This is a genomic window from Microcystis sp. M113S1, from assembly GCF_020246945.1.
GTDB lineage: Bacteria > Cyanobacteriota > Cyanobacteriia > Cyanobacteriales > Microcystaceae > Microcystis.
Genome location: NZ_JADBSA010000340.1, coordinates 1 through 18,989 on the forward strand (window position 1 = coordinate 1; position 18,989 = coordinate 18,989).

At 40.5% G+C, this 18,989-nt stretch carries 18 protein-coding genes, 1 tRNA gene and 1 pseudogene; 15 read left to right on the top strand and 5 right to left on the bottom strand.

The annotated features are described in order from the left end of the window. Positions 1-154: 154 nt before the first annotated feature. Entirely contained in the window at positions 155-961 is an 807-nt protein-coding gene (hisN, locus tag IM319_RS16995; protein WP_286827037.1) for a histidinol-phosphatase, read from the bottom strand. A gap of 366 nt (positions 962-1,327) precedes the next feature. On the opposite strand from hisN, the gene IM319_RS17000 reads away from it, so the two are divergent. Genes IM319_RS17000 through hypF form a run of 3 tightly spaced genes read left to right on the top strand, consistent with a single transcriptional unit; the run spans position 1,328 to position 4,737 of the window. Further along, positions 1,328-1,696: a hypothetical protein gene (locus tag IM319_RS17000; RefSeq protein WP_287724306.1), complete on the top strand. Its 369-nt coding sequence runs from the start codon at positions 1,328-1,330 to the stop codon at positions 1,694-1,696. A 52-nt stretch (positions 1,697-1,748) separates the two neighbouring features. Continuing rightward, positions 1,749-2,423: an ATP-dependent Zn protease gene (locus tag IM319_RS17005; RefSeq protein WP_287687069.1), complete on the top strand. Its 675-nt coding sequence runs from the start codon at positions 1,749-1,751 to the stop codon at positions 2,421-2,423. Positions 2,424-2,472: 49 nt separating this feature from the next. Then, positions 2,473-4,737 (top strand): carbamoyltransferase HypF, encoded by a 2,265-nt coding sequence (gene hypF, locus IM319_RS17010; RefSeq protein WP_287736372.1) that lies wholly within the window; start codon positions 2,473-2,475, stop codon positions 4,735-4,737. A 124-nt stretch (positions 4,738-4,861) separates the two neighbouring features. On the opposite strand, the gene IM319_RS17015 is transcribed toward hypF, so the two are convergent. Continuing rightward, positions 4,862-5,152: a hypothetical protein gene (locus tag IM319_RS17015; RefSeq protein ID WP_190359117.1), complete on the bottom strand. Its 291-nt coding sequence runs from the start codon at positions 5,150-5,152 to the stop codon at positions 4,862-4,864. A 365-nt stretch (positions 5,153-5,517) separates the two neighbouring features. Here IM319_RS17015 and IM319_RS17020 point away from each other — a divergent pair, with 365 nt between their 5' ends. After that, complete coding sequence (locus tag IM319_RS17020; protein WP_287736374.1) at positions 5,518-7,248, top strand: diflavin flavoprotein; 1,731 nt, start codon at positions 5,518-5,520, stop codon at positions 7,246-7,248. Positions 7,249-7,408: 160 nt separating this feature from the next. Beyond that, positions 7,409-11,074 carry a magnesium chelatase subunit H gene (gene bchH, locus IM319_RS17025; protein WP_287078824.1) on the top strand — a complete coding sequence of 1,222 codons (3,666 nt, stop codon included), beginning with the start codon at positions 7,409-7,411 and terminating at the stop codon, positions 11,072-11,074. 212 nt (positions 11,075-11,286) lie between these two features. Here bchH and moaC read toward each other — a convergent pair whose 3' ends face one another. Continuing rightward, positions 11,287-11,787 carry a cyclic pyranopterin monophosphate synthase MoaC gene (moaC, locus tag IM319_RS17030; protein WP_158199384.1) on the bottom strand — a complete coding sequence of 167 codons (501 nt, stop codon included), beginning with the start codon at positions 11,785-11,787 and terminating at the stop codon, positions 11,287-11,289. A 43-nt stretch (positions 11,788-11,830) separates the two neighbouring features. Here moaC and IM319_RS17035 point away from each other — a divergent pair. Then, positions 11,831-11,904 (top strand) — tRNA-Arg (locus IM319_RS17035). Between the two features lie 209 nt (positions 11,905-12,113). Next, positions 12,114-13,427 (top strand): hypothetical protein, encoded by a 1,314-nt coding sequence (locus tag IM319_RS17040; protein ID WP_353857207.1) that lies wholly within the window; start codon positions 12,114-12,116, stop codon positions 13,425-13,427. 15 nt (positions 13,428-13,442) lie between these two features. Here IM319_RS17040 and IM319_RS17045 read toward each other — a convergent pair whose 3' ends face one another. Together IM319_RS17045 and IM319_RS17050 are read right to left on the bottom strand one after the other, a co-directional pair. After that, positions 13,443-13,856, bottom strand: coding sequence for a type II toxin-antitoxin system VapC family toxin (locus IM319_RS17045; RefSeq protein ID WP_287736378.1), 414 nt, complete (start codon positions 13,854-13,856; stop codon positions 13,443-13,445). Beyond that, a complete protein-coding gene (locus tag IM319_RS17050; RefSeq protein ID WP_106908647.1) occupies positions 13,853-14,104 on the bottom strand; it encodes a hypothetical protein in 252 nt (83 codons plus the stop codon). The genes IM319_RS17045 and IM319_RS17050 overlap by 4 nt, the downstream gene beginning before the upstream one ends. A gap of 277 nt (positions 14,105-14,381) precedes the next feature. On the opposite strand from IM319_RS17050, the gene IM319_RS17055 reads away from it, so the two are divergent. From IM319_RS17055 to IM319_RS17090, 8 genes and pseudogenes are all read left to right on the top strand, one after another. After that, positions 14,382-14,738: a type II toxin-antitoxin system RelE/ParE family toxin gene (locus IM319_RS17055; protein ID WP_072926009.1), complete on the top strand. Its 357-nt coding sequence runs from the start codon at positions 14,382-14,384 to the stop codon at positions 14,736-14,738. Further along, positions 14,735-15,064 (top strand): annotated as a pseudogene (locus tag IM319_RS22630) (helix-turn-helix transcriptional regulator). Before IM319_RS17055 ends, IM319_RS22630 begins: the two are co-directional and overlap by 4 nt. 293 nt (positions 15,065-15,357) lie before the next feature. Then, complete coding sequence (locus IM319_RS17065; RefSeq protein ID WP_287736381.1) at positions 15,358-16,446, top strand: tetratricopeptide repeat protein; 1,089 nt, start codon at positions 15,358-15,360, stop codon at positions 16,444-16,446. A 54-nt stretch (positions 16,447-16,500) separates the two neighbouring features. Further along, entirely contained in the window at positions 16,501-16,638 is a 138-nt protein-coding gene (locus IM319_RS17070) for an element excision factor XisH family protein (RefSeq protein WP_353857206.1), read from the top strand. Between the two features lie 189 nt (positions 16,639-16,827). Continuing rightward, positions 16,828-17,121, top strand: coding sequence for an element excision factor XisH family protein (locus tag IM319_RS17075; RefSeq protein ID WP_287736383.1), 294 nt, complete (start codon positions 16,828-16,830; stop codon positions 17,119-17,121). Beyond that, positions 17,100-17,438 carry a XisI protein gene (locus IM319_RS17080; RefSeq protein ID WP_002774383.1) on the top strand — a complete coding sequence of 113 codons (339 nt, stop codon included), beginning with the start codon at positions 17,100-17,102 and terminating at the stop codon, positions 17,436-17,438. The genes IM319_RS17075 and IM319_RS17080 overlap by 22 nt, the downstream gene beginning before the upstream one ends. 178 nt (positions 17,439-17,616) lie before the next feature. Next, positions 17,617-17,847: a type II toxin-antitoxin system MqsA family antitoxin gene (locus IM319_RS17085; RefSeq protein WP_287078831.1), complete on the top strand. Its 231-nt coding sequence runs from the start codon at positions 17,617-17,619 to the stop codon at positions 17,845-17,847. A gap of 20 nt (positions 17,848-17,867) precedes the next feature. Continuing rightward, a partial coding sequence (locus tag IM319_RS17090; RefSeq protein ID WP_425185242.1) for a tetratricopeptide repeat protein occupies positions 17,868-18,989 on the top strand: 1,122 nt, incomplete at its 3' end.

Genomic DNA, 18,989 nt, shown 5'->3' on the forward strand with positions numbered 1-18,989 from the left:
GGGGGAAAATTCAGGTACTTTTTCCCTGAAAATTAGGTAGTTGACCACCTGAAAATCGGTAAAACCCATCCCCCATCCCCCATCCCCCAACCCCCAACCCCCAACCCCCACCGAAAAACTTTTTCAGCAGACCCTAATTATCTTAGTATTCGCACTAACCCACTCTGCTGATTTGTTCTAAAACCTGCCGCCATAAACCCGAATTAGAGACGGCTAAAACTTCGCTAGAATCAGCTTGTAGGGGATTACCTGACCAATCGCTAATTATTCCGCCCGCACCTTCAATAATCGGGATTAAAGCACAAAAATCGTAGTATTTCAGGTCTGATTCTAGGATTACCATCGGCATGGCAGTGCAGCCAGTGGCTAACATCATATAGTTATAACAATCACCCCCAAAAGCGGTACGTTTACAGACGGTTTGCAGCTGACGAGCGATCGCTTGTTGTCGTTCTGTGATAAACATTAAGGGAGTGGTGGAGGCTAAACAGGCATTTTTTAAGACAAGTTCCCGATCTTGACGGTAGGGATTAACAATCATCCGGTTATTATAAAGACTCGCTTTTCCCTTCACTCCTAACCAGCGATCGCCTAAAATCGGTTGATCGACAATTCCTAAAATCGGTTGATTTTCTGCCACTAGGCCGATTAAAGTCCCAAAAATCGGTAATCCCTTGACAAAAGAGGATGTTCCATCGATCGGATCCAACACCCAATAACGACCACTTTGGGCGGGAATATTGGCTCCTTCTTCCCGAATAACCCCATCTTCGGGTAATTCTCGCCGAATAATCGCTACCATCGCCTCCTCAGCTTCTTGATCGGCGATTGTTACTATTGAGGAAACTTGATCGAGTTTTGTCTCGGTTTCTAGATGGGGCTGCCGAAAATAGCGCCGGATAATCTCTCCAGAAGCGTCCGCTAATTGATGAGCTAGTTGGATAGTGCGATCAATATTCATCAATAAAAGTTATCCATATAGGAAAACAATAATGTTTATTTATGGTAAAGGAGAGATGGGGAGGTGGGGGATTTAGCTGGAAATTTCCCTATCACCCTAAATCCCTATTGCCTCTTGCATAGTGCGATCAATATTCATCAATAAAAGTTATCCATACAGGCAAACAATAATGTTTATTTATGGTAAAGGAGAGATGGGGAGGTGGGGGATTTAGCTGAAATTTCCCTATCACCCTAAATCCCTATTGCCGCGTCGAACCTAGAACTATCAATGGGTAACAGTTTGATTTTGACTCCATAATTAAATTAGTCAACGATCGACCCAATCTCAAGACGAGAAAAAATTAATCTATTAGGAGTTTAGCTGATGACGGCTTTTACGGAAAATGACCTAAAAAGGTTAGAAGATTTGATTATCAGTGGACAAAAAGCGATCGAAACTCGTTTAACCTCTTTGGAGAATGGACAAAAAGCGATCGAGAATAGTGTCGGAGAGATCAAAAGAGAAATTCAGGTCTTGGAGATAGGACAGACGGAAATTAAGGGAGAAATCAGGACTTTAGACGCAAAAATCACGGGTTTAAATGAAAGAGTGAAACTGATCGAGGTATCCGTGGGAAAAATTCCCGATTTAGCTGAAAAAATTGGCGAGGTAAAAAACTGGAAACAGATCGGTATATCGATTGTGACTGCTTTTGTGGGTGGGGTAATTGGTTGGTTAATTCGGGGAAAATAAAACTAGGCAATGTAACATAGTATTAAGCATTTGTATATTTTTATTAATTTTTATGGAACAGACAGCTTTAAATCTGATCGCGATTACCGTTTTTTCGATCACTCTTTCCGTGTTTGTCAGTCCTTTGCTGTCTATTTCGCCTTTTGTTCCCGCTTTGGCTACTCTTAGCCTCTTGGGATTAGTTACCGTTGATACTCTCACCTTTAATAACCGGGGCGTGACTTTGCTACTGGATGCTCTTTCTCCTAGTAAACACCGTCAAAGAGTTATTCACCACGAAGCCGGACATTTTCTCACCGCTTATATTTTAGGCATTCCGATCGCTGGTTATAGTTTGACCGCTTGGGAAGCCTTTCGTCAAGGCCAGGAGGGAGTCGGCGGTGTTCAATTTGACCTAGCAGATTTAGAGCAAAAAGTCAAGAATTTTAGCGATTTTCCTGCTTTTTTAGAGCGAATTTCTACGGTGTGGATGGCGGGAATTGCTGCCGAAACCTTAGTTTATGGTAAAGCGGAAGGGGGAGAAAGCGATCGATTTTATCTGCAATCGGCCTTAAAATTAGCGGGGGTTTCCGAGAATAATTATGCCCAAAAAGAGCGCTGGAGTTTATTACAGGCAAAAACTCTTTTAGAAAAACAACAGACTGCCTATCAAGCTTTAGTGATAGCTATGGAAAAAAGGGCCAGTGTGGAAGAATGCTGTCGGGTGATTAGTGAAAGTTTAGTATAACGGGAAAAGTAATCAGGGATGAATTTGATGATTTCCCCGTTAAATTTTTATGAATAATCAGATCAATCAATCCGATCAGCGATTAGCTTTAATTGTGCACGGAGCAGTACAAGGGGTCGGTTTTCGTCCTTTTGTTTATCGATTAGCAACGGAATTAAACTTAGCCGGTTGGGTGAATAACACAGCAGCGGGAGTTTTTATTGAAGTCGAGGGCAATCGAGACAAACTAGAAACTTTTTTGACTCGATTATCTTTAGAAAAACCACCTCGATCGCTAATTGAAAATATTGAGACTCAATGGTTAAATCCCGTCGGTTATCAAAACTTTAGCATACGTCCTAGCAGCGGCGGTGAAAAAAATACAATTGTTCTGCCCGATTTAGCCACTTGTCCCGATTGTTTAGCCGATATTTTTGACCCGAATAATCGTCATTATCGCTATCCTTTTACTAACTGCACTAACTGCGGTCCTCGCTACAGTATTATCGAGAGTTTGCCCTACGATCGCAGTGCCACAACTATGAGGGGTTTTAATCAGTGTCCCGAATGTCAAAGGGAATACGAAAACCCTCTGGATCGCCGTTTTCATGCCCAACCGAATGCCTGTCCTCGCTGCGGACCCCAAATTAGTCTTTTAGATAGTCAAGGCTCTGTATTAGCGGAAAAAGATCAAGCTTTAATCGCTACTGCTAGAGCAATTAAACAGGGAAAAATTATAGCGGTCAAAGGGTTAGGAGGATTTCACCTAGTCGTCGATGCAAGAAATACGGAAGCAGTGCAAAAATTGCGACAACGCAAACAGCGACCAGATAAGCCTTTTGCCGTGATGTATCCTAATCTTGAGTTAGTGAAAAAGCATGGTTATGTATCTTTTTTAGAATCGCAATTATTGCAGTCTCCTGCAGCGGCAATTGTCCTGATTAAACAAAGAAAAAATTATCTTTCTCCTTCGGTTTCTCCGGGTAATCCCTATCTAGGAGTCATGTTACCCTATACTCCCCTACATCATCTTTTATTAGCAGAATTAGGCTTTCCTATTGTAGCAACCAGTGGTAATCTAGCCGATGAACCTATCTGTATTGAGGAAAAAGAAGCTTTAGAAAAATTGGTAACAATCGCCGATTTTTTTCTAGTTCATAATCGTCCCATTGTTCGACCAGTGGATGACTCTATTATCAGGGAAATGGCGGGAAAAGCGATGATTTTGCGGCGGGCGCGGGGATATGCTCCCTTTCCCGTTAAAGTTAATGATGGAGATTTTCCTCCGATTCTGGCCGTGGGAAGTTATTTTAAAAATACCGTGGCTATCTATCAAAAAAATCAAGTTTTTATCAGTCAACATATCGGCGATTTAGATACGGTTAATGCTGTCAATCATTTTGAAAATATTCTCGATAGTTTAAAAAAATTATACGAGTTTGTACCAGAAATTATTGCCTGTGATGCCCATCCTGAATATCTAGCGACCAAGTACGCTTATAGTTTAAATTTACCCGTTATTCCCATTCAACACCATTACGCTCACGTTTTATCCTGCATGGCAGAACATCAGCTACAACCTCCGGTTTTAGGGGTTGCTTGGGATGGAACAGGATACGGTTTAGACGGCACAATTTGGGGGGGAGAATTTATCCATATCACTGCCGATTCTTGGCAGCGAGTCGCCCATTTTAAACCCTGGCCATTACTGGGAGGAGAAAAAGCGGTTAAAGAACCCAGACGAGTGGCTTTAGGATTACTAGAAGTTATGGAAAATACGGCTAGGATAAAATCAGCTTTTAGTGAACAGGAATGGTCGATTTTTAGGCAAATGTTAACCAAAAAAATTAATTGTCCTTTAACTTCTAGTGTCGGGCGTTTGTTTGATGGTGTGGCGGCGATTCTAGGTTTATGTTATCAATTAAGTTTTGAGGGACAAGCAGCAATGCAGTTAGAATTTGCCCTTGAGAGCATTAAAACGGAGGAATATTACAATTTTTCTTTGTCCGCCGACTCACCCATAGTTATTGATTGGAATCAGATAATTTTAGGAGTTGTTGAGGATTTAGAAAAACAAGGACAAATCGGCATAATTGCCGCTAAATTTCATAATAGTTTAAGTGAGATTATTGTAGAAATTGCTCATAAAATAGGCAGAGAAAAAATTCTCCTGACGGGAGGCTGTTTTCAAAATCGTTATCTGACGGAAAGAACAATTAATCGCTTACAAGCTTCGGGATTTCAACCCTACTGGCAGCAAACTGTTCCCACTAATGATGGTGGTATTAGCCTTGGTCAAATTATCGGGGCTTTTTCTAGACTCAAACAGTTCTAGAATAGCCGACAATCTACATTTTTATTGGGTTATGTCAGCAGCGTTAAAGATCAACCACAGAGACAGAAAGAACAGAGAGAGCCGATTTTTTTCTAGACTGTTGGGATTGTCGAAAATTGAAATCTTAGCTTAAACGATGCCACTCAACGATTTTATTGCCTACTTTCAAAATGATTGCTTGACCTAAACCCAGTTCTTGTGTCACATTAACTAGATGGGCGAAATTTTGACGGGTGATTGCTAGTCCCTGCAAACAGGCTAGAAAATCGAGACAGAGAACCGTAGAAAATTCCCAGGTTTGTCGGTAAACACGGCAATTATCCGGTAAAAAAGCCACAAGAGCGCGAAAATGAGTCAAAGCGGCTTTCTCAAAATTGGCGCTAGTGCAGTCAAAAGACGAGTGCTGATAGCTCATAAAAACTTTGCTTGATAGGGAGAGAGCAGGGTTTTCCTCAGACTAGCACCTCGCTTCTGGGGATCACGTTCCCTTTAGAATTTCTCAATAGACTGGCAAATCCCCCCAGAGGAGTATCGTTACTCGCGAGCAAATTGCTAGAAGCTAGGTTTATTCCCAGAGATAGTGTACTTTAGATATTGATGTCCTTCCGGCTGGCAAGATAACCTATAAATTTCCCCACTCGTCCCCAGCGATAAAAGGCTGTATTTAGTCAAAAATCAAGTGTTGACTTTGATGCCAAACTTGCCTAGTAAAAAATGATCACAGCCTCAAGTTGCCGCTTAACTAATTGACTACTTAACTGATAACTGGTAACTAAGATTATGAATAATGCAATTGTCAAACCGAGAGATGTACAAGTAGCACCTATTGCCGTCGATACTTTTGTCTTTCGTTCCCGCACTTGGGACCGGTTAAAATTCGAGATCGAATACGGATTACAAAAGGGAACCACTGCCAATAGTTATTTGATTAAAAGTGAAAAAGTCGCTCTTTTTGATCCACCGGGGGAATCATTCTCGGCTATATTTTTAGAGGCTTTAACTAAAAGAATCGATCCGAAAACCATTGATTATATTATTCTCGGTCACGTTAACCCCAATCGTGCCGTTACCCTCAAGGCACTTTTAGAAATCGCTCCTCAAGTCACTTTTGTTTGTTCTAATCCGGGGGCAATTTCCCTGAAAAAAATTCTCGAAACCGAAGCATTAAATTTGTTCGTTGTCAAGGGGGAAGAAATATTAAATTTAGGAGCAAACCATCAATTAGAATTTATCCCCACTCCTAACCCCAGATTTCCCGATCAACTCTGTACCTACGACAGCAAAACTGATATTCTCTACACCGATAAATTATTCGGGGCGCACGTTTGTGGCGACCAAATTTTTGATGAGGGTTGGAGCGTTTATAACGAAGATCGGCGTTATTATTTTGATTGTCTCATGGCTCCCTATGCCAGCCAAATTAGCAACGCTTTGGAGAAATTAGCCGCTAAATCGCCCTTATTTTATGCCGTTGGTCACGGTCCTCTGGTGCGTTACGCGATGCACGAATTGACCCTTTCCTATCAACAATGGTTAGCAGTACAAAAGTCCCAAGAGTTGACAATCGCCCTGATTTATGCTAGTGCCTACGGCAACACCGCCACCCTCGCTCAAGCGATCGCCATGGGGATTACGAAAGCGGGAGTAGCAGTCACGGCGATTAATGCCGAGTCCGCCGAACCAGACGAGATCAAAACGGCGATCGAAAAAAGTGTCGGTTTGATCTTTGGTTCCCCCACTTTGGGAGGACACGCACCGACTCCTATCCAAACCGCCTTGGGGATTACCCTAGCAAATGGCGATAAAAGCAAGCTGGTGGGGGTTTTTGGTTCCTACGGTTGGAGTGGAGAAGCGATCGATCTTTTGGAAGGTAAATTCCGGGATGGCGGTTATCGCTTCGGTTTTGAGCCAATTCGGGTTAAATTTAAACCCACGGAGGCAATTTTAAAGACCTGTGAGGAAGCGGGAACCGATTTCGCTCAAGCAGTCAAAAAAGCTCGCAAAAGCAGACAACCGAAAACTAATGTTAACCAATCCCAAAGCGATCGGCGATCGCAAGCTCTCGGACGTTTGGTGGGTTCTCTCTGTATCGTCACCTGCGAATTGGGGGAATTGCGCGGCGCCATGTTAGCCTCTTGGGTGTCGCAAGCGACGTTTACACCCCCCGGATTGACTATTGCCGTGGCGAAAGAACGAGCGATCGAGTCTCTGCTTTATAGCGGTACGCCTTTTGTCCTTAATATCCTCCAAGAAGGTCAACATTTGGCTTTAATGAAGCATTTTCTTAAACCTTTTGCCCCCGGAGAAGATCGTTTTGCTAATATCGAAACCACTAAAGCTGAGAACGGTGGGCCGATTTTGGCCGAAGCGCTCGCTTATCTGGAATGTCGGGTAGAACAACGAATGGAGTGCGGTGATCATTGGCTGCTTTATGCGATCGCAGAAAAAGGCAAGGTTTTACACCAGGGTTTAACCGCCATCCATCATCGCAAATCTGGCAGTTACTATTAATTTGTCGTTATGATCATTTCAGGGGGTGTTTTCAATCAGGATAACCCACCCTGATTGGTCTAATACTAAATCAGGCTACATATCAGGAGAGGCACTCATGCAAAAGGGGGAATAAATAATCAGTTTTTAATAACCGGATTTAGTATAAAAATATATTCTTATGAAAAGCATTGTTTTAATTGTTGGCTTTGAAACCTTTAACAGTAATTTGTATCGGCAATCGGGCCTGTTGGCTAGTTCTAAATGTCCCGATTTAGAGGTAAAAGTATTTAGCGATAAATCCTTAACTAGCGAACCGGAAATAGTCGAGCAAGCTTTAGCCACTGCCGACGTTTTTTTTGCTAGTTTGATCTTCGATTACGATCAAGTTACTTGGCTGCGGCAACGAGCAGCACAGATTCCGATTCGCTTAGTTTTTGAGTCTGCTTTAGAGTTAATGAGTTTAACCCGTTTGGGAGAATTTGCCATCGGGGATAAACCAAAAGGAATGCCAAAACCAATTCAATTTATCTTGAGTAAATTTTCCAGTGGCAAGGAAGAAGATAAGTTAGCCGGTTATCTCAGTTTCCTCAAAACCGGTCCGAAACTACTGAAATTTATTCCCGCTAAAAAAGTTCAAGATTTGCGTAATTGGTTAATTATTTACGGTTATTGGAATGCGGGAGGAACGGAAAATGTTGCCGCTATGTGTTGGGTAATTGCCCAAAAATATCTAGGATTAAAAGTACGGGAAATACCCGAAGTTATCGAAACTCCCAATAAGGGACTATTACACCCCGATTATAACGGTTATTTTCTCACTCCCCAAGAATATTTGGCTTGGTATGAAAAAAATAAATCTCTTGATAAACCAGTGGTTGCCCTGCTGCTTTATCGGAAGCACGTTATCAGTAAACTGCCCTATATTAATCAATTAATCCGCCATTTTGAAACGGCTAATTTAATTCCCTTACCCGTGTTTATTAACGGAGTGGAAGGCCATACAATTGTTCGGGATTGGTTAACCACAGACTACGAAATTCAGCAAAGAAAAAAAGGAATCATTGAAACTCCTTCTTTAAGTAAAGATGCGGTGACAGTAGATGCAATTGTTTCGACGATTGGCTTTCCTTTGGTGGGGGGTCCTGCGGGTTCTATGGAAGCAGGAAGACAGGTAGAAGTGGCTAAACGAATTCTGTCCGCTAAAAATATTCCTTATCTTATCGCTGCCCCTTTATTAATTCAAGATATTTATTCTTGGACAAGACAGGGAATCGGTGGTTTACAGAGTGTGGTTCTATACGCTTTACCGGAATTAGATGGAGCAATTGATACGATTCCTCTGGGGGGATTAGTGGGGGAAACTATCTATTTAATTCCCGAAAGATTACAGCGTTTAACTGGACGTTTGCATAGTTGGATTAAGTTACATAAAACCCCTCCGCAAGAACGCAAAATAGCCATCATTCTCTATGGATTTCCCCCGGGTTATGGGGCAGTTGGTACGGCAGCTTTATTAAATGTTCCCCGGAGTTTAGTTAAGTTTTTACAAGCTTTACAAGCGCAGGGTTATAATGTGGGAACGATTCCCGAAGACGGGGAAGAAATTATTCAAAAAGTTAAATTTGCCGATGATGAAAATCTCTCTAAAGAAAATCGTTTATCGATAGAAACTTTAGAAAATTGGCTAGGTTATCTGTTAACTTCCCGCATCGAAAAACACTGGAAATCTCTGAAAGATGCGGGGATAAAAACTGTTGGCAACCAGTATCATTTAGGGGGGATTGAGTTAGGTAATGTCTGGATTGGAGTGCAACCACCTTTAGGAATTGCTGGGGATCCGATGCGGTTAATGTTTGAAAAAGATTTAACTCCTCACCCTCAGTATGCAGCCTTTTATCAGTGGTTACAAAAAGATTTTAAGACCGATGCGATCATTCATTTTGGTATGCACGGAACTGTTGAATGGTTGCCCGGTTCACCCCTAGGAAATACCGGTTATTCTTGGTCAGATATTTTATTAGGAGATTTACCGAATTTATATATTTATGCCGCTAATAATCCCTCGGAATCTATCCTAGCTAAACGTCGCGGTTATGGAGTGTTAATTTCCCATAATGTGCCACCCTACGGACGAGCGGGGTTGTATAAAGAATTGATGATTCTGCGAGATTTGATTGCAGAATTTCGAGAAAATCCTGAGAAAAATTACGCTTTAAGAGATAGTATCCTCCAAAAAATTATTGATACAGGTATCTCTAAAGACTGTCCTTTTCTGGAAGCAGAAAAACAGGGAATAGAATTCACTTTAGAAAATGCCAAATTATTTAGTCGCTATGCACTAACCGATTATTTTGTCAAGGTGTATAATTACCTACAAATCGTCGAACAAAGACTATTTTCTTCAGGTTTACACACCCTAGGAACTGCTCCCAATCAGGAAGAATTAAAAGGTTATCTTGATGCTTATTTTACCGATTTATCTGAGCGAGAATTTCAGCAAATTATCGCTGAAGAAGCAACCAATGAAAAGGTTAAAGAAGGCATTGCTATTAAAAATTTATTAGGACAAAATAGCGAGGAATTAACTAATCTTTTGCGGGGATTAAATGGGGAATATGTACCCCCAGCACCGGGGGGTGATTTACTCCGAGATGGTGCGGGAGTTTTGCCCACAGGACGCAATATACACGCTTTAGATCCCTACCGGATGCCTTCCCCGGCAGCCTACACCCGCGGACGAGAAATCGCCAAAAAACTGCTAGAACAAAACTTAACCGAAAAAGGAAAATATCCCGAAACTGTAGCGGTTTTACTCTGGGGATTAGATGTGATTAAAACTAAGGGTGAATCCTTAGGTATTCTCTTAGAATTAGTCGGTGCGGAACCGGTGAAAGAGGGGACGGGAAGAATTGTCAGGTATGAATTAAAACCCCTAGAAGAAATTGGACACCCGCGCATCGATATTCTGGCTAATTTATCGGGAATTTTTCGGGATACTTTTATCAATATTATCGAGTTATTAGATGATTTAATGCAGCGGGCAGCCGAGATAGAAGAATCGGAAAATGATAATTATATCCGTAAGCACTATTTAGCCTTAAAAAGTCAAGGAATTGACAATGCCAGCGCTCGTTTATTTTCCAATCCTGCTGGAGATTTTGGCTCTTTAGTTAATGACCAAGTAGTGGAGGGAAATTGGGACAATGACAACGAATTAGCGAAAACTTGGGAAAAGCGTAATGTTTTTAGTTATGGTCGTCAAGATAAGGGACAAGCGCGGCCAGAAGTGCTACAACAGTTATTAAAAACCAGTGAAAGTATTATCCAAGAAATTGACTCGGTAGAATACGGTTTAACCGATATTCAGGAATACTACGGCAACACGGGAGGATTAAAATTAGCCGCAGAAAAACAAAGCGGTAAACGGGTAATGACAAGTTTTGTCGAGAGTTTTTCCAATGATACAACTCCCCGCAAATTAGAGGAGGTTTTGCGCTTAGAATACCGCAGTAAATTACTCAATCCTAAATGGGCCAAGGCCATGGTTAATCAAGGTTCCGGTGGGGCCTACGAAATCTCCCAAAGAATGACCGCTTTAATTGGTTGGGGCGGTACGGCTAATTTTAGTGACGATTGGGTGTATGATCAGGCAGCCGATACCTACGCTTTTGATGCAGAAATGGCGGAAAAATTGCGTCAAGCTAATCCCGAAGCTTTCCGTAATATTGTCGGTAGAATGTTAGAAGCACAGGGTCGCGGTTTTTGGCAAGCAGACCCCGACAAATTAGAGAAATTACAGGAATTATATCAATTGACCGATGAAAAGTTAGAAGGGGTTACTTAGGGTCTGCTGAATAAATCTAAAAACCTTGTTGGATAATATCTTTAGGCTTTTTTGAAATCAAAAAGTGCCAGCGATTGGGGTGATTGGGAGGAAAATTAGGTAATTGACTCCCTGAAAATTGGTAAAACCCCACACCCCACACCCCACACCCCACACCCCACACCCCACACCCCACACCCCACACCCCACACCCCACACCCCACACCCCACACTCATGGCAACAGGGGATTGTTGTGATAATCTGATTTCCCTCCTGTTTTACTCAGCAGATGGATATTTTCAATCAGGATTGATTTTTCTAACGCTTTAGCCATATCGTACAAAGTCAAGGCTGCCACAGATACTGCCGTTAAAGCTTCCATTTCTACACCGGTTTCCGATTTTGTCACCACTTCTGCCCGAATTTCGTAACCGGGTAACTCTGCTTTCGGGATAATCTGAACATTGATTTTTTGCAGGGGTAAGGGATGGCAAAGAGGAATTAAGCAGGAAGTTTGTTTGGCAGCCATAATTCCCGCTAATCTTGCCGTCCCTAAAACGTCCCCTTTAGGCGCATTTCCCTGTTCTATGGCTTCAAAAGTCGTTTTTAGCATTCTCACTTGTCCTAGCGCGATAGCAGTGCGTTTAGTGGGCATTTTCTCCGATACATCCACCATCTGGGCTTCGCCTTGGCTGTCGAGATGAGATAATTTTTCTTTACCCTCTTGCGTCATTGAATGAACCTGTGCTATAGTGGTTTACTGTTGAGAAAAACAAGGGCTTGTAGCTTAGTGGATTAGAGCGTGTGGCTACGGACCACAAGGTCGGGAGTTCGAGTCTCTCCAAGCCCGTTAGATACAATGGCATATACTACAGGAATTAGGGACCTAGGGTTCCTAATTCCTTTGGTTTTTTGCTCAAAACTCCCTCAAGTCCCCATCTGCCCATCTTCCCACTTTCCTATACTTTTTAAACAGGATTTAGTATCATCAGCCAGTTTTGCTGGAGTATTTTTTACCCTCAAACAGTGAAAGAAACTAAACTTTTAGGATTGTATAATATGAATTCTCCTGCACCTGTGCCGACACCCTTTCAAGTTGCTTTAGAGCGTTACCAGAATGCTCTAAATTATTTAGATACTTCTCATAATAAATCTCTGAAAAAAGAACAGGCTTTAGAAATTATTGCCGCCAGAGATGTTCTTCATAAACAAATGGAAGCTGAGGCGGAAATTTCGGTTGATATGCGATCAAAATTAATCGAACAAGATAATAGATTAAAACAGAAAAGCTACAAAATTACTCAAGTTCTTGACTTAGCTGAATATCGGGAGACTTTACCTATTTCTGATAAGGCTTGGTGGTGGCATTTAGAAAGTAGGGAATCTCTGCATCCTTGCAATCGCTTTGATTGGCTATTGAGAATCGGTAAACTGGTTTTATTAGGGGTTAATTTTACATTAATCGGAACGATTGCTACTCGGTTTCTTAGTGGTGGTTCAGGTTTGCTAGAAATAGGGGGTGTTATTTTTTCGACTTTCATTTCTTTATTACAAACTGAAAATGCTCTCACACGAACGCGCCAGAAGGGTTTTGTTAAGTTAATGAAATTTCTTGGGATTGCTGAACATTGGTATGAAGAAATACAGTTTTCTGTAACAGTAATAGTCTTTGCTTTTCTCTTGGGAATTTATCTAAATTTCTCTTGGTTTTCTGAGTTTTATAAGCAAGCAGGAAGCCGTTTACAATCTCCTCCGCCAGCAAGCCAAGAACTTCCTAATTTAGCCTTAGCAGAAGAAAAGTATTTAAAAGCAATTGAGTTAGATGCAGATAATCTAGATGCTCATTATAAGTTGGCAACACTTTATGAAGATTTACAGGATTTGACTAATGGGAAGAAACACTATTTAATTGCGGCAAAAGGTGGTTTTATAGATGCTTATAATAATCTCGCTTATTGGTATCTGCGCGATAATAAGAATGCAGAAGCAGTAGAGTTACTGGAAAAAGCCAAGAGATTATTGGCAGAAAAAGATGAAAAACTAGACCAATTTACTGAAGATGAGAAACGCAATTTAGCAGTACAAAAATATAGTATTTATAAAAATCTAGGCTGGGCCAGATTTAAGCAAAATCGCAGTGAAGATGCAATTCCTAATCTTTTAGTTGCTATTCGTATCGCTGAAAATCCAGCTTATCAGAAATTTATCCGCAATCCCGGTGCTGCTTTTTGTATTTATGCTCAACTTTTAGAAAAAGAAGACAAGAAATTATCTCAGGAAAATTGGCGTAAATGTCTTAATTTAGCTCAAGGGAGGGTAATTAATACAGAGGAGGAGCAATGGTTATATGAAGCGAGAAAAAAATTAAAGTGAAGTAAAATTTACTGACTATTCTCTGAGTAATGCGCTAAATCCTTCTTGCTGAAAATGCTTATCAAAAGTTAATATTTCATAGATTTCCAGTTGTCTCATAATCTGCATGGAAGCACAATCAGTTAAACTGTAACCTTTATCTAACCGTCTTTGATAAAAATCAAAAGCTTGCTGAAATTGTTCACTGGTTTGGGGAATAATTATGGTTTTGCTGTCATTGCGTAAATCATGGGTTAGACGAATAGCTGATTTACGCAAAAATTCCCCTCTAGTGCATAAAGCATTGAGCAATTCTGTGAGAACCATTTCACTGGTAACACCTCTAAAATTACCCAGTCTTGCTGCCATAGCTGTAGCTAATGGATTAAGATTATCGCCAAAATCAGCAAGAGCCTGTAAATAGGATGTATCTAAGAAAATTTTTCTCATTCTTCCTCATCTTCTCTCGGTGCGCCATACATATAGTGTTCAAAATTACGCGCAAAGTCTCTGGGAAAGTGTTTTCGCCATTCTGATTGGGGAACAACGTTACCAATCTCAACAATTCTTTGCCAAAAAGGTTTTTTGCGAAATTCTGGGTCATTTTCCAGTGCGTCCCATTTAGCATCGAGTTCTTCCATTGATAACTCAGGCTCTTCGGATGTGTTAGACGTTGAATGATTGTTTAAGTTAGTCATGATTAAAGGTTCCTCAAGTTCTTTGATTAAATCGTCTGATTCTACAGTTGAGTGAGGGTTTTGTGTGTCCATGATTGATAAGAAGTGATAGTTTACTTTTATTATAGCATTTTTGAGTTGGAGCGAGGTACGGAGATCATCGAGGGGAATTAACCACAGAGACACAAAGAACACAGAGATTATTCACCGATGTTATAATTTATACTGATGATGGCAAGAGAGCCGAATGTTTAACTGAAAGTTTGACATTATTTTATGTATAGACTACATTATAGTTATGGAATGGAATATTATATTTGATCCAGATTTTAGGTTCTGGTTTTATCAACAAGAACAGGGACTTCAAAATGAAGTATTTGCTGTTTTAACTGTATTGATGAAACTTGGACCAGCACTGGGGAGACCACGAGTTGATACTATTGAAGGATCTTCTTTTAAGAATATGAAAGAGCTTCGTATTCAGTATAAAGGTGAACCTTGGCGTGTTTTATTTGCCTTTGATCCTCATCGACAAGCAATTTTACTTGTTGGGGGGAACAAGTCAGGTAACAAAAGATGGTACAAAGAAAATATTCCTATAGCAGATCAACGTTATCAAAAATATCTGGAAAAACTTAAGGAAGAAAAGTCATGAAAGAATATACCAACTTCTCGGAAGAATTCAATAAACTTGGTAAAGAACGACAAGCAAGTATTAAAGCAAGAGCTTCTCAAATTTATTTAGAGGAACTTACGCTTAAGTATTTGCAAGAAAAACTAGGTTTATCTTTATCAGAATTGGCAGAGCATCTTGAAGTACAGCAATCAATAGTACCTAGACTTAAACAAGAGTAAAATCTAGAGCTAAATACACTGCGCGAAGTAGTTAACGCATTAGGTGGAACTGTCGAAATTATTGTCAAAATTCCCAACAAAGAACCTATAATTATTGGTGACTATTCAGAAACGAAGTGTAATTAACCACAGAGACACAGAGGACACAGAGATTATTTGCCAATATTATAATTGATACTCAATAATAAAGGTGTTCGCTTGTTTCAAGGCAGAAAATATTTATATGAAGCTAAAAAATAGTTAAAATAGAAGGGTAGTTTTGAAAAAAATAGGTTCTCCTACATTTTGGGCAAACGAGAAAACCCGTTTTTATTAAAAACCCGTTTTCTGAAAAACCCCGTTTTCTGAAATCGCACCAGATGAGGACTAAAGTTCAACAACGAAACTAATTAAATCCAAAACCTCAATTGATTCTAGTTATGAATAAATTTCTCAAACTCTTTACCCCCATTTCCCTGATATTAATTACGGTAGGATTTTCGTCGGCGACTTTCAGTAACACTGTTGGAGTTAACACAATTTTTGAGGTAAAAGGGAAAGTTACTGTCAAGAAACCACAATGGAAAAAACCGCTTCCTGCTTCTGTCGGACTTACCCTCAGTTTTGAGGATAAGTTAGAAGTGGCAGCTAACGCTTCTGTTCAGGTTTATTGTAGTAATCTCAAGAAGTGGACGGTTAAACCGGGAAGGTATATTGTTTCTAGTGGCTGTCCTCGGGGAAATCCTGTGATTCCACTTCCCAATAGCAATAATACAACCCTCCGTCCAACAGGAAAAACAGAGAAAGCTTTAGCAAAATTACCTTATCTAATTACTCCTCGTCAAACGAATATTCTTACCAATCGTCCTCCCCTGCGGTGGAATGCTGTTCCGGGTGCAACTAATTATACTGTCAAAATAGATGGGGTTAATTGGGAAACGCAGACAAACAAAACTGAAATAGTCTATCCTGGTGAACCTCCTCTGGAAGCAGGAGAGCGATATCGAGTAACCATAGAAGCTGATAATGGTGCGTCTTCTAGAAGTGATGATGAAAAAGTCGGGTTTACAATATTAGATGAACAGACGAAAACAACGGTTTTAGATGCTGTTAAAACTGTTCAACAGCAGCAATTATCACCAGAGGAAGCAGGGTTAGTTTTAGCGCATCTTTATCGAGGTTATGGGTTGTATGGGGATGCGGTTGAGGTATTGGAAGGATTGGTGAAGCAAAATAGTCAGGTTGCTACGGTTTATCAACTATTGGGTGATACTTACCTTAAGATTGGTTTACCTCAGTTGGCAAAAAAACCTTATGAAAAAGCGTTAAAACTGGCAACAAATACCGAGAATTTGTCAGGACAAGCGGAGATACAAGCGGGTTTAGGAATAGCTTATCGTCTCTTGGGAAATAAGGATGAGGCGATACAGTGGTTAACTAAGGCGAAGGGTAGTTATAATCAGTTAGGGGATATTTCGCGGGTTCAGGAATTGGATAAAACAATTAATGAAATTTTAGAGAGGGAGTAAGGATGAAGGGTAAATCGTGGATAATGGCTACTACTTTTGTACGGAGGGAAAATAGTGTCGGCTCAAGATATTTTTCATGTTACAGTAAAACGGGCATTAGAAAAAGAAAAATGGGTCATTACAGCAGACCCTTTAAAATTAAAGTTTGGGGGAATTAATTTTGGCTCTTCGTTACTTGTTATGGTTCGATAGGGGGGCATAAATCGACTAAATCCTTATCTGGCAAGAGACTTAATTGATTAGTTCGCTCTAGAGCAAAAACAATTGACAAAAATCGCTAAATGCCTTTCTATATAAGGGTTCCATCCCTTATAACCCCCGTCCATTGCATAACACAAACCGAAGAGCCTTAATTTTCAGGTTGATCTAGCAGCAGAGAGACTGTTAGAAGCAGAGCGAAATGGTGAGAAAATAGCTGTAGAAATTAAAAGTTTTCTTAATGCTTCTGCTATTACTGATTTTTATGCGGCTTTGGGTCAATTCTTGAGTTATCGGTTAGCACTCTCTACAATTGAACCTAATCGCTCATTATATTTAGCAATTCCCATAGACGCTTTTGATACATTTTTCCAGATGGAGTTTACTCAAATAGCAATTAAACAGTATCAAGTTCCACTTATTATTTATGATCCAGTCAAGGAGGTAATTACACAATGGATAAAGATAAACTCATAAAATATCGTCAAGCAGTGCAAAATTTGTTAAGTCGCTATGTAGCAGAAGATGTTACCAGTGAAGATGTAGAAGTACAATTAATATTTGATGTAGAACGGGATCATTATCAGTGGATGAATGTAGGATGGGAAGGTTTAAAACGAGTTTACCGCTCGATTGTTCATTTTGATATTCGTGATAATAAGATTTGGCTACAACAAAATTTAACGGAATTGAATCCAGCAGAGGATTTAATTTCAATGGGTGTTAAGAGGGAGGATATTGTTTTGGGACTACAACCACCTTATAAACGTCCTTATACTAAATATGGTACTTAAAACAACTAATTGCATTTTACAGAGGAAGTAAGCATGAAATTTGAATCATGGATGATGGCTGTTAAGCTGTTGTGCGTTTAAGTTGGGTATTGTTAAAATTGGGAAAACCAGCAGAAACTCTTACCTGTTCCCTTAATTCGACCGCTAATCTAAATGTTCTACAGTTGAGGAGATAATTATGTTTATTTGTCATGTATGTGGTTCAAAAGATGCTGAAGAAAAATTAGTTGTTCAAACTTTTAGGATTGATGGCAGCCTAATCCTAGTTGAAAAAATCCCCGCTCAAGTATGTTATAACTGTGGTGAGGTTGTTTTTAGCAGTAAAACGGCAGAAAAAATCAGAATTTTATTACAGCACAAGTCTCAACCCGACAAATTTATTCAAGTTAATGTTTTTGCCTATCAATAAACTCTAGGGATAAAAAACCAATGAAAGTATCAATCAAATCAGGGATAGCGGTTGTCGTCATTACCGGGATGATGGGATTATCGGGAGTCATCTTAACCCCAACGGTGGGACAGGTGATTTCTCAGGCTTCACCGCAAGATAAATTAGCCGAAGCAGAAAGATTAAATCAGCAAGTTATTCAATTGTATCAGCAGGGGAAATATAACGAGGCGATTCTTCTAGCAGAACAAGCCTTAGCTATCAGGAAACAACAATTAGGAGACAACCATCCCCTAACTGCACAAAGTCTCAACAATTTGGCATTACTTTACAGAGTTCAAGGAAGATACAGCGAAGCCGAACCCCTCTACAAACAAGCCTTAGCTATCATCAAACAACAATTAGGAGACAACCATCCCGATACCGCCACCAGTCTCAACAATTTGGCATTACTTTACAGAGTTCAAGGAAGATACAGCGAAGCCGAACCCCTCTACAAACAAGCCTTAGCTATCAGGAAACAACAATTAGTAGACAACCATCCCGCTACCGCCTCCAGTCTCAACAATTTGGCATTACTTTACGAGTCTCAAGGAAGATACAGCGAAGCCGAACCCCTCTACAACAGGTCCTTAGCTATCAGGAAACAACAATTAGGAGACAACCATCCCGATACCGCCACCAGTCTCAACAACTTGGCAGTACTTTACGAGTCTCAAGGAAGATACAGCGAAGCCGAACCCCTCTACAAACAAGCCTTAGCTATCATCAAACAACAATTAGGAGACAACCATCCTGATACCGCCACCAGTCTCAACAATTTGGCAGCACTTTACCAGTCTCAAGGCAGATACAGCGAAGCCGAACCCCTCTACAAACAAGCCTTAGCTATCAGGAAACAACAATTAGGAGACAACCATCCCGATACTGCAAAAAGTTTTGGCAACTTGGCAGGACTTTACAGAGTTCAAGGAAGATACAGCGAAGCCGAACCCCTCTACAAAGAGGCTTTAGCTATCATCAAACAACAATTAGGAGACAACCATCCTGATACCGCCACCAGTCTCAACAATTTGGCAGGACTTTACGAGTCTCAAGGAAGATACAGCGAAGCCGAACCCCTCTACAAACAAGCCTTAGCTATCAGGAAACAACAATTAGGA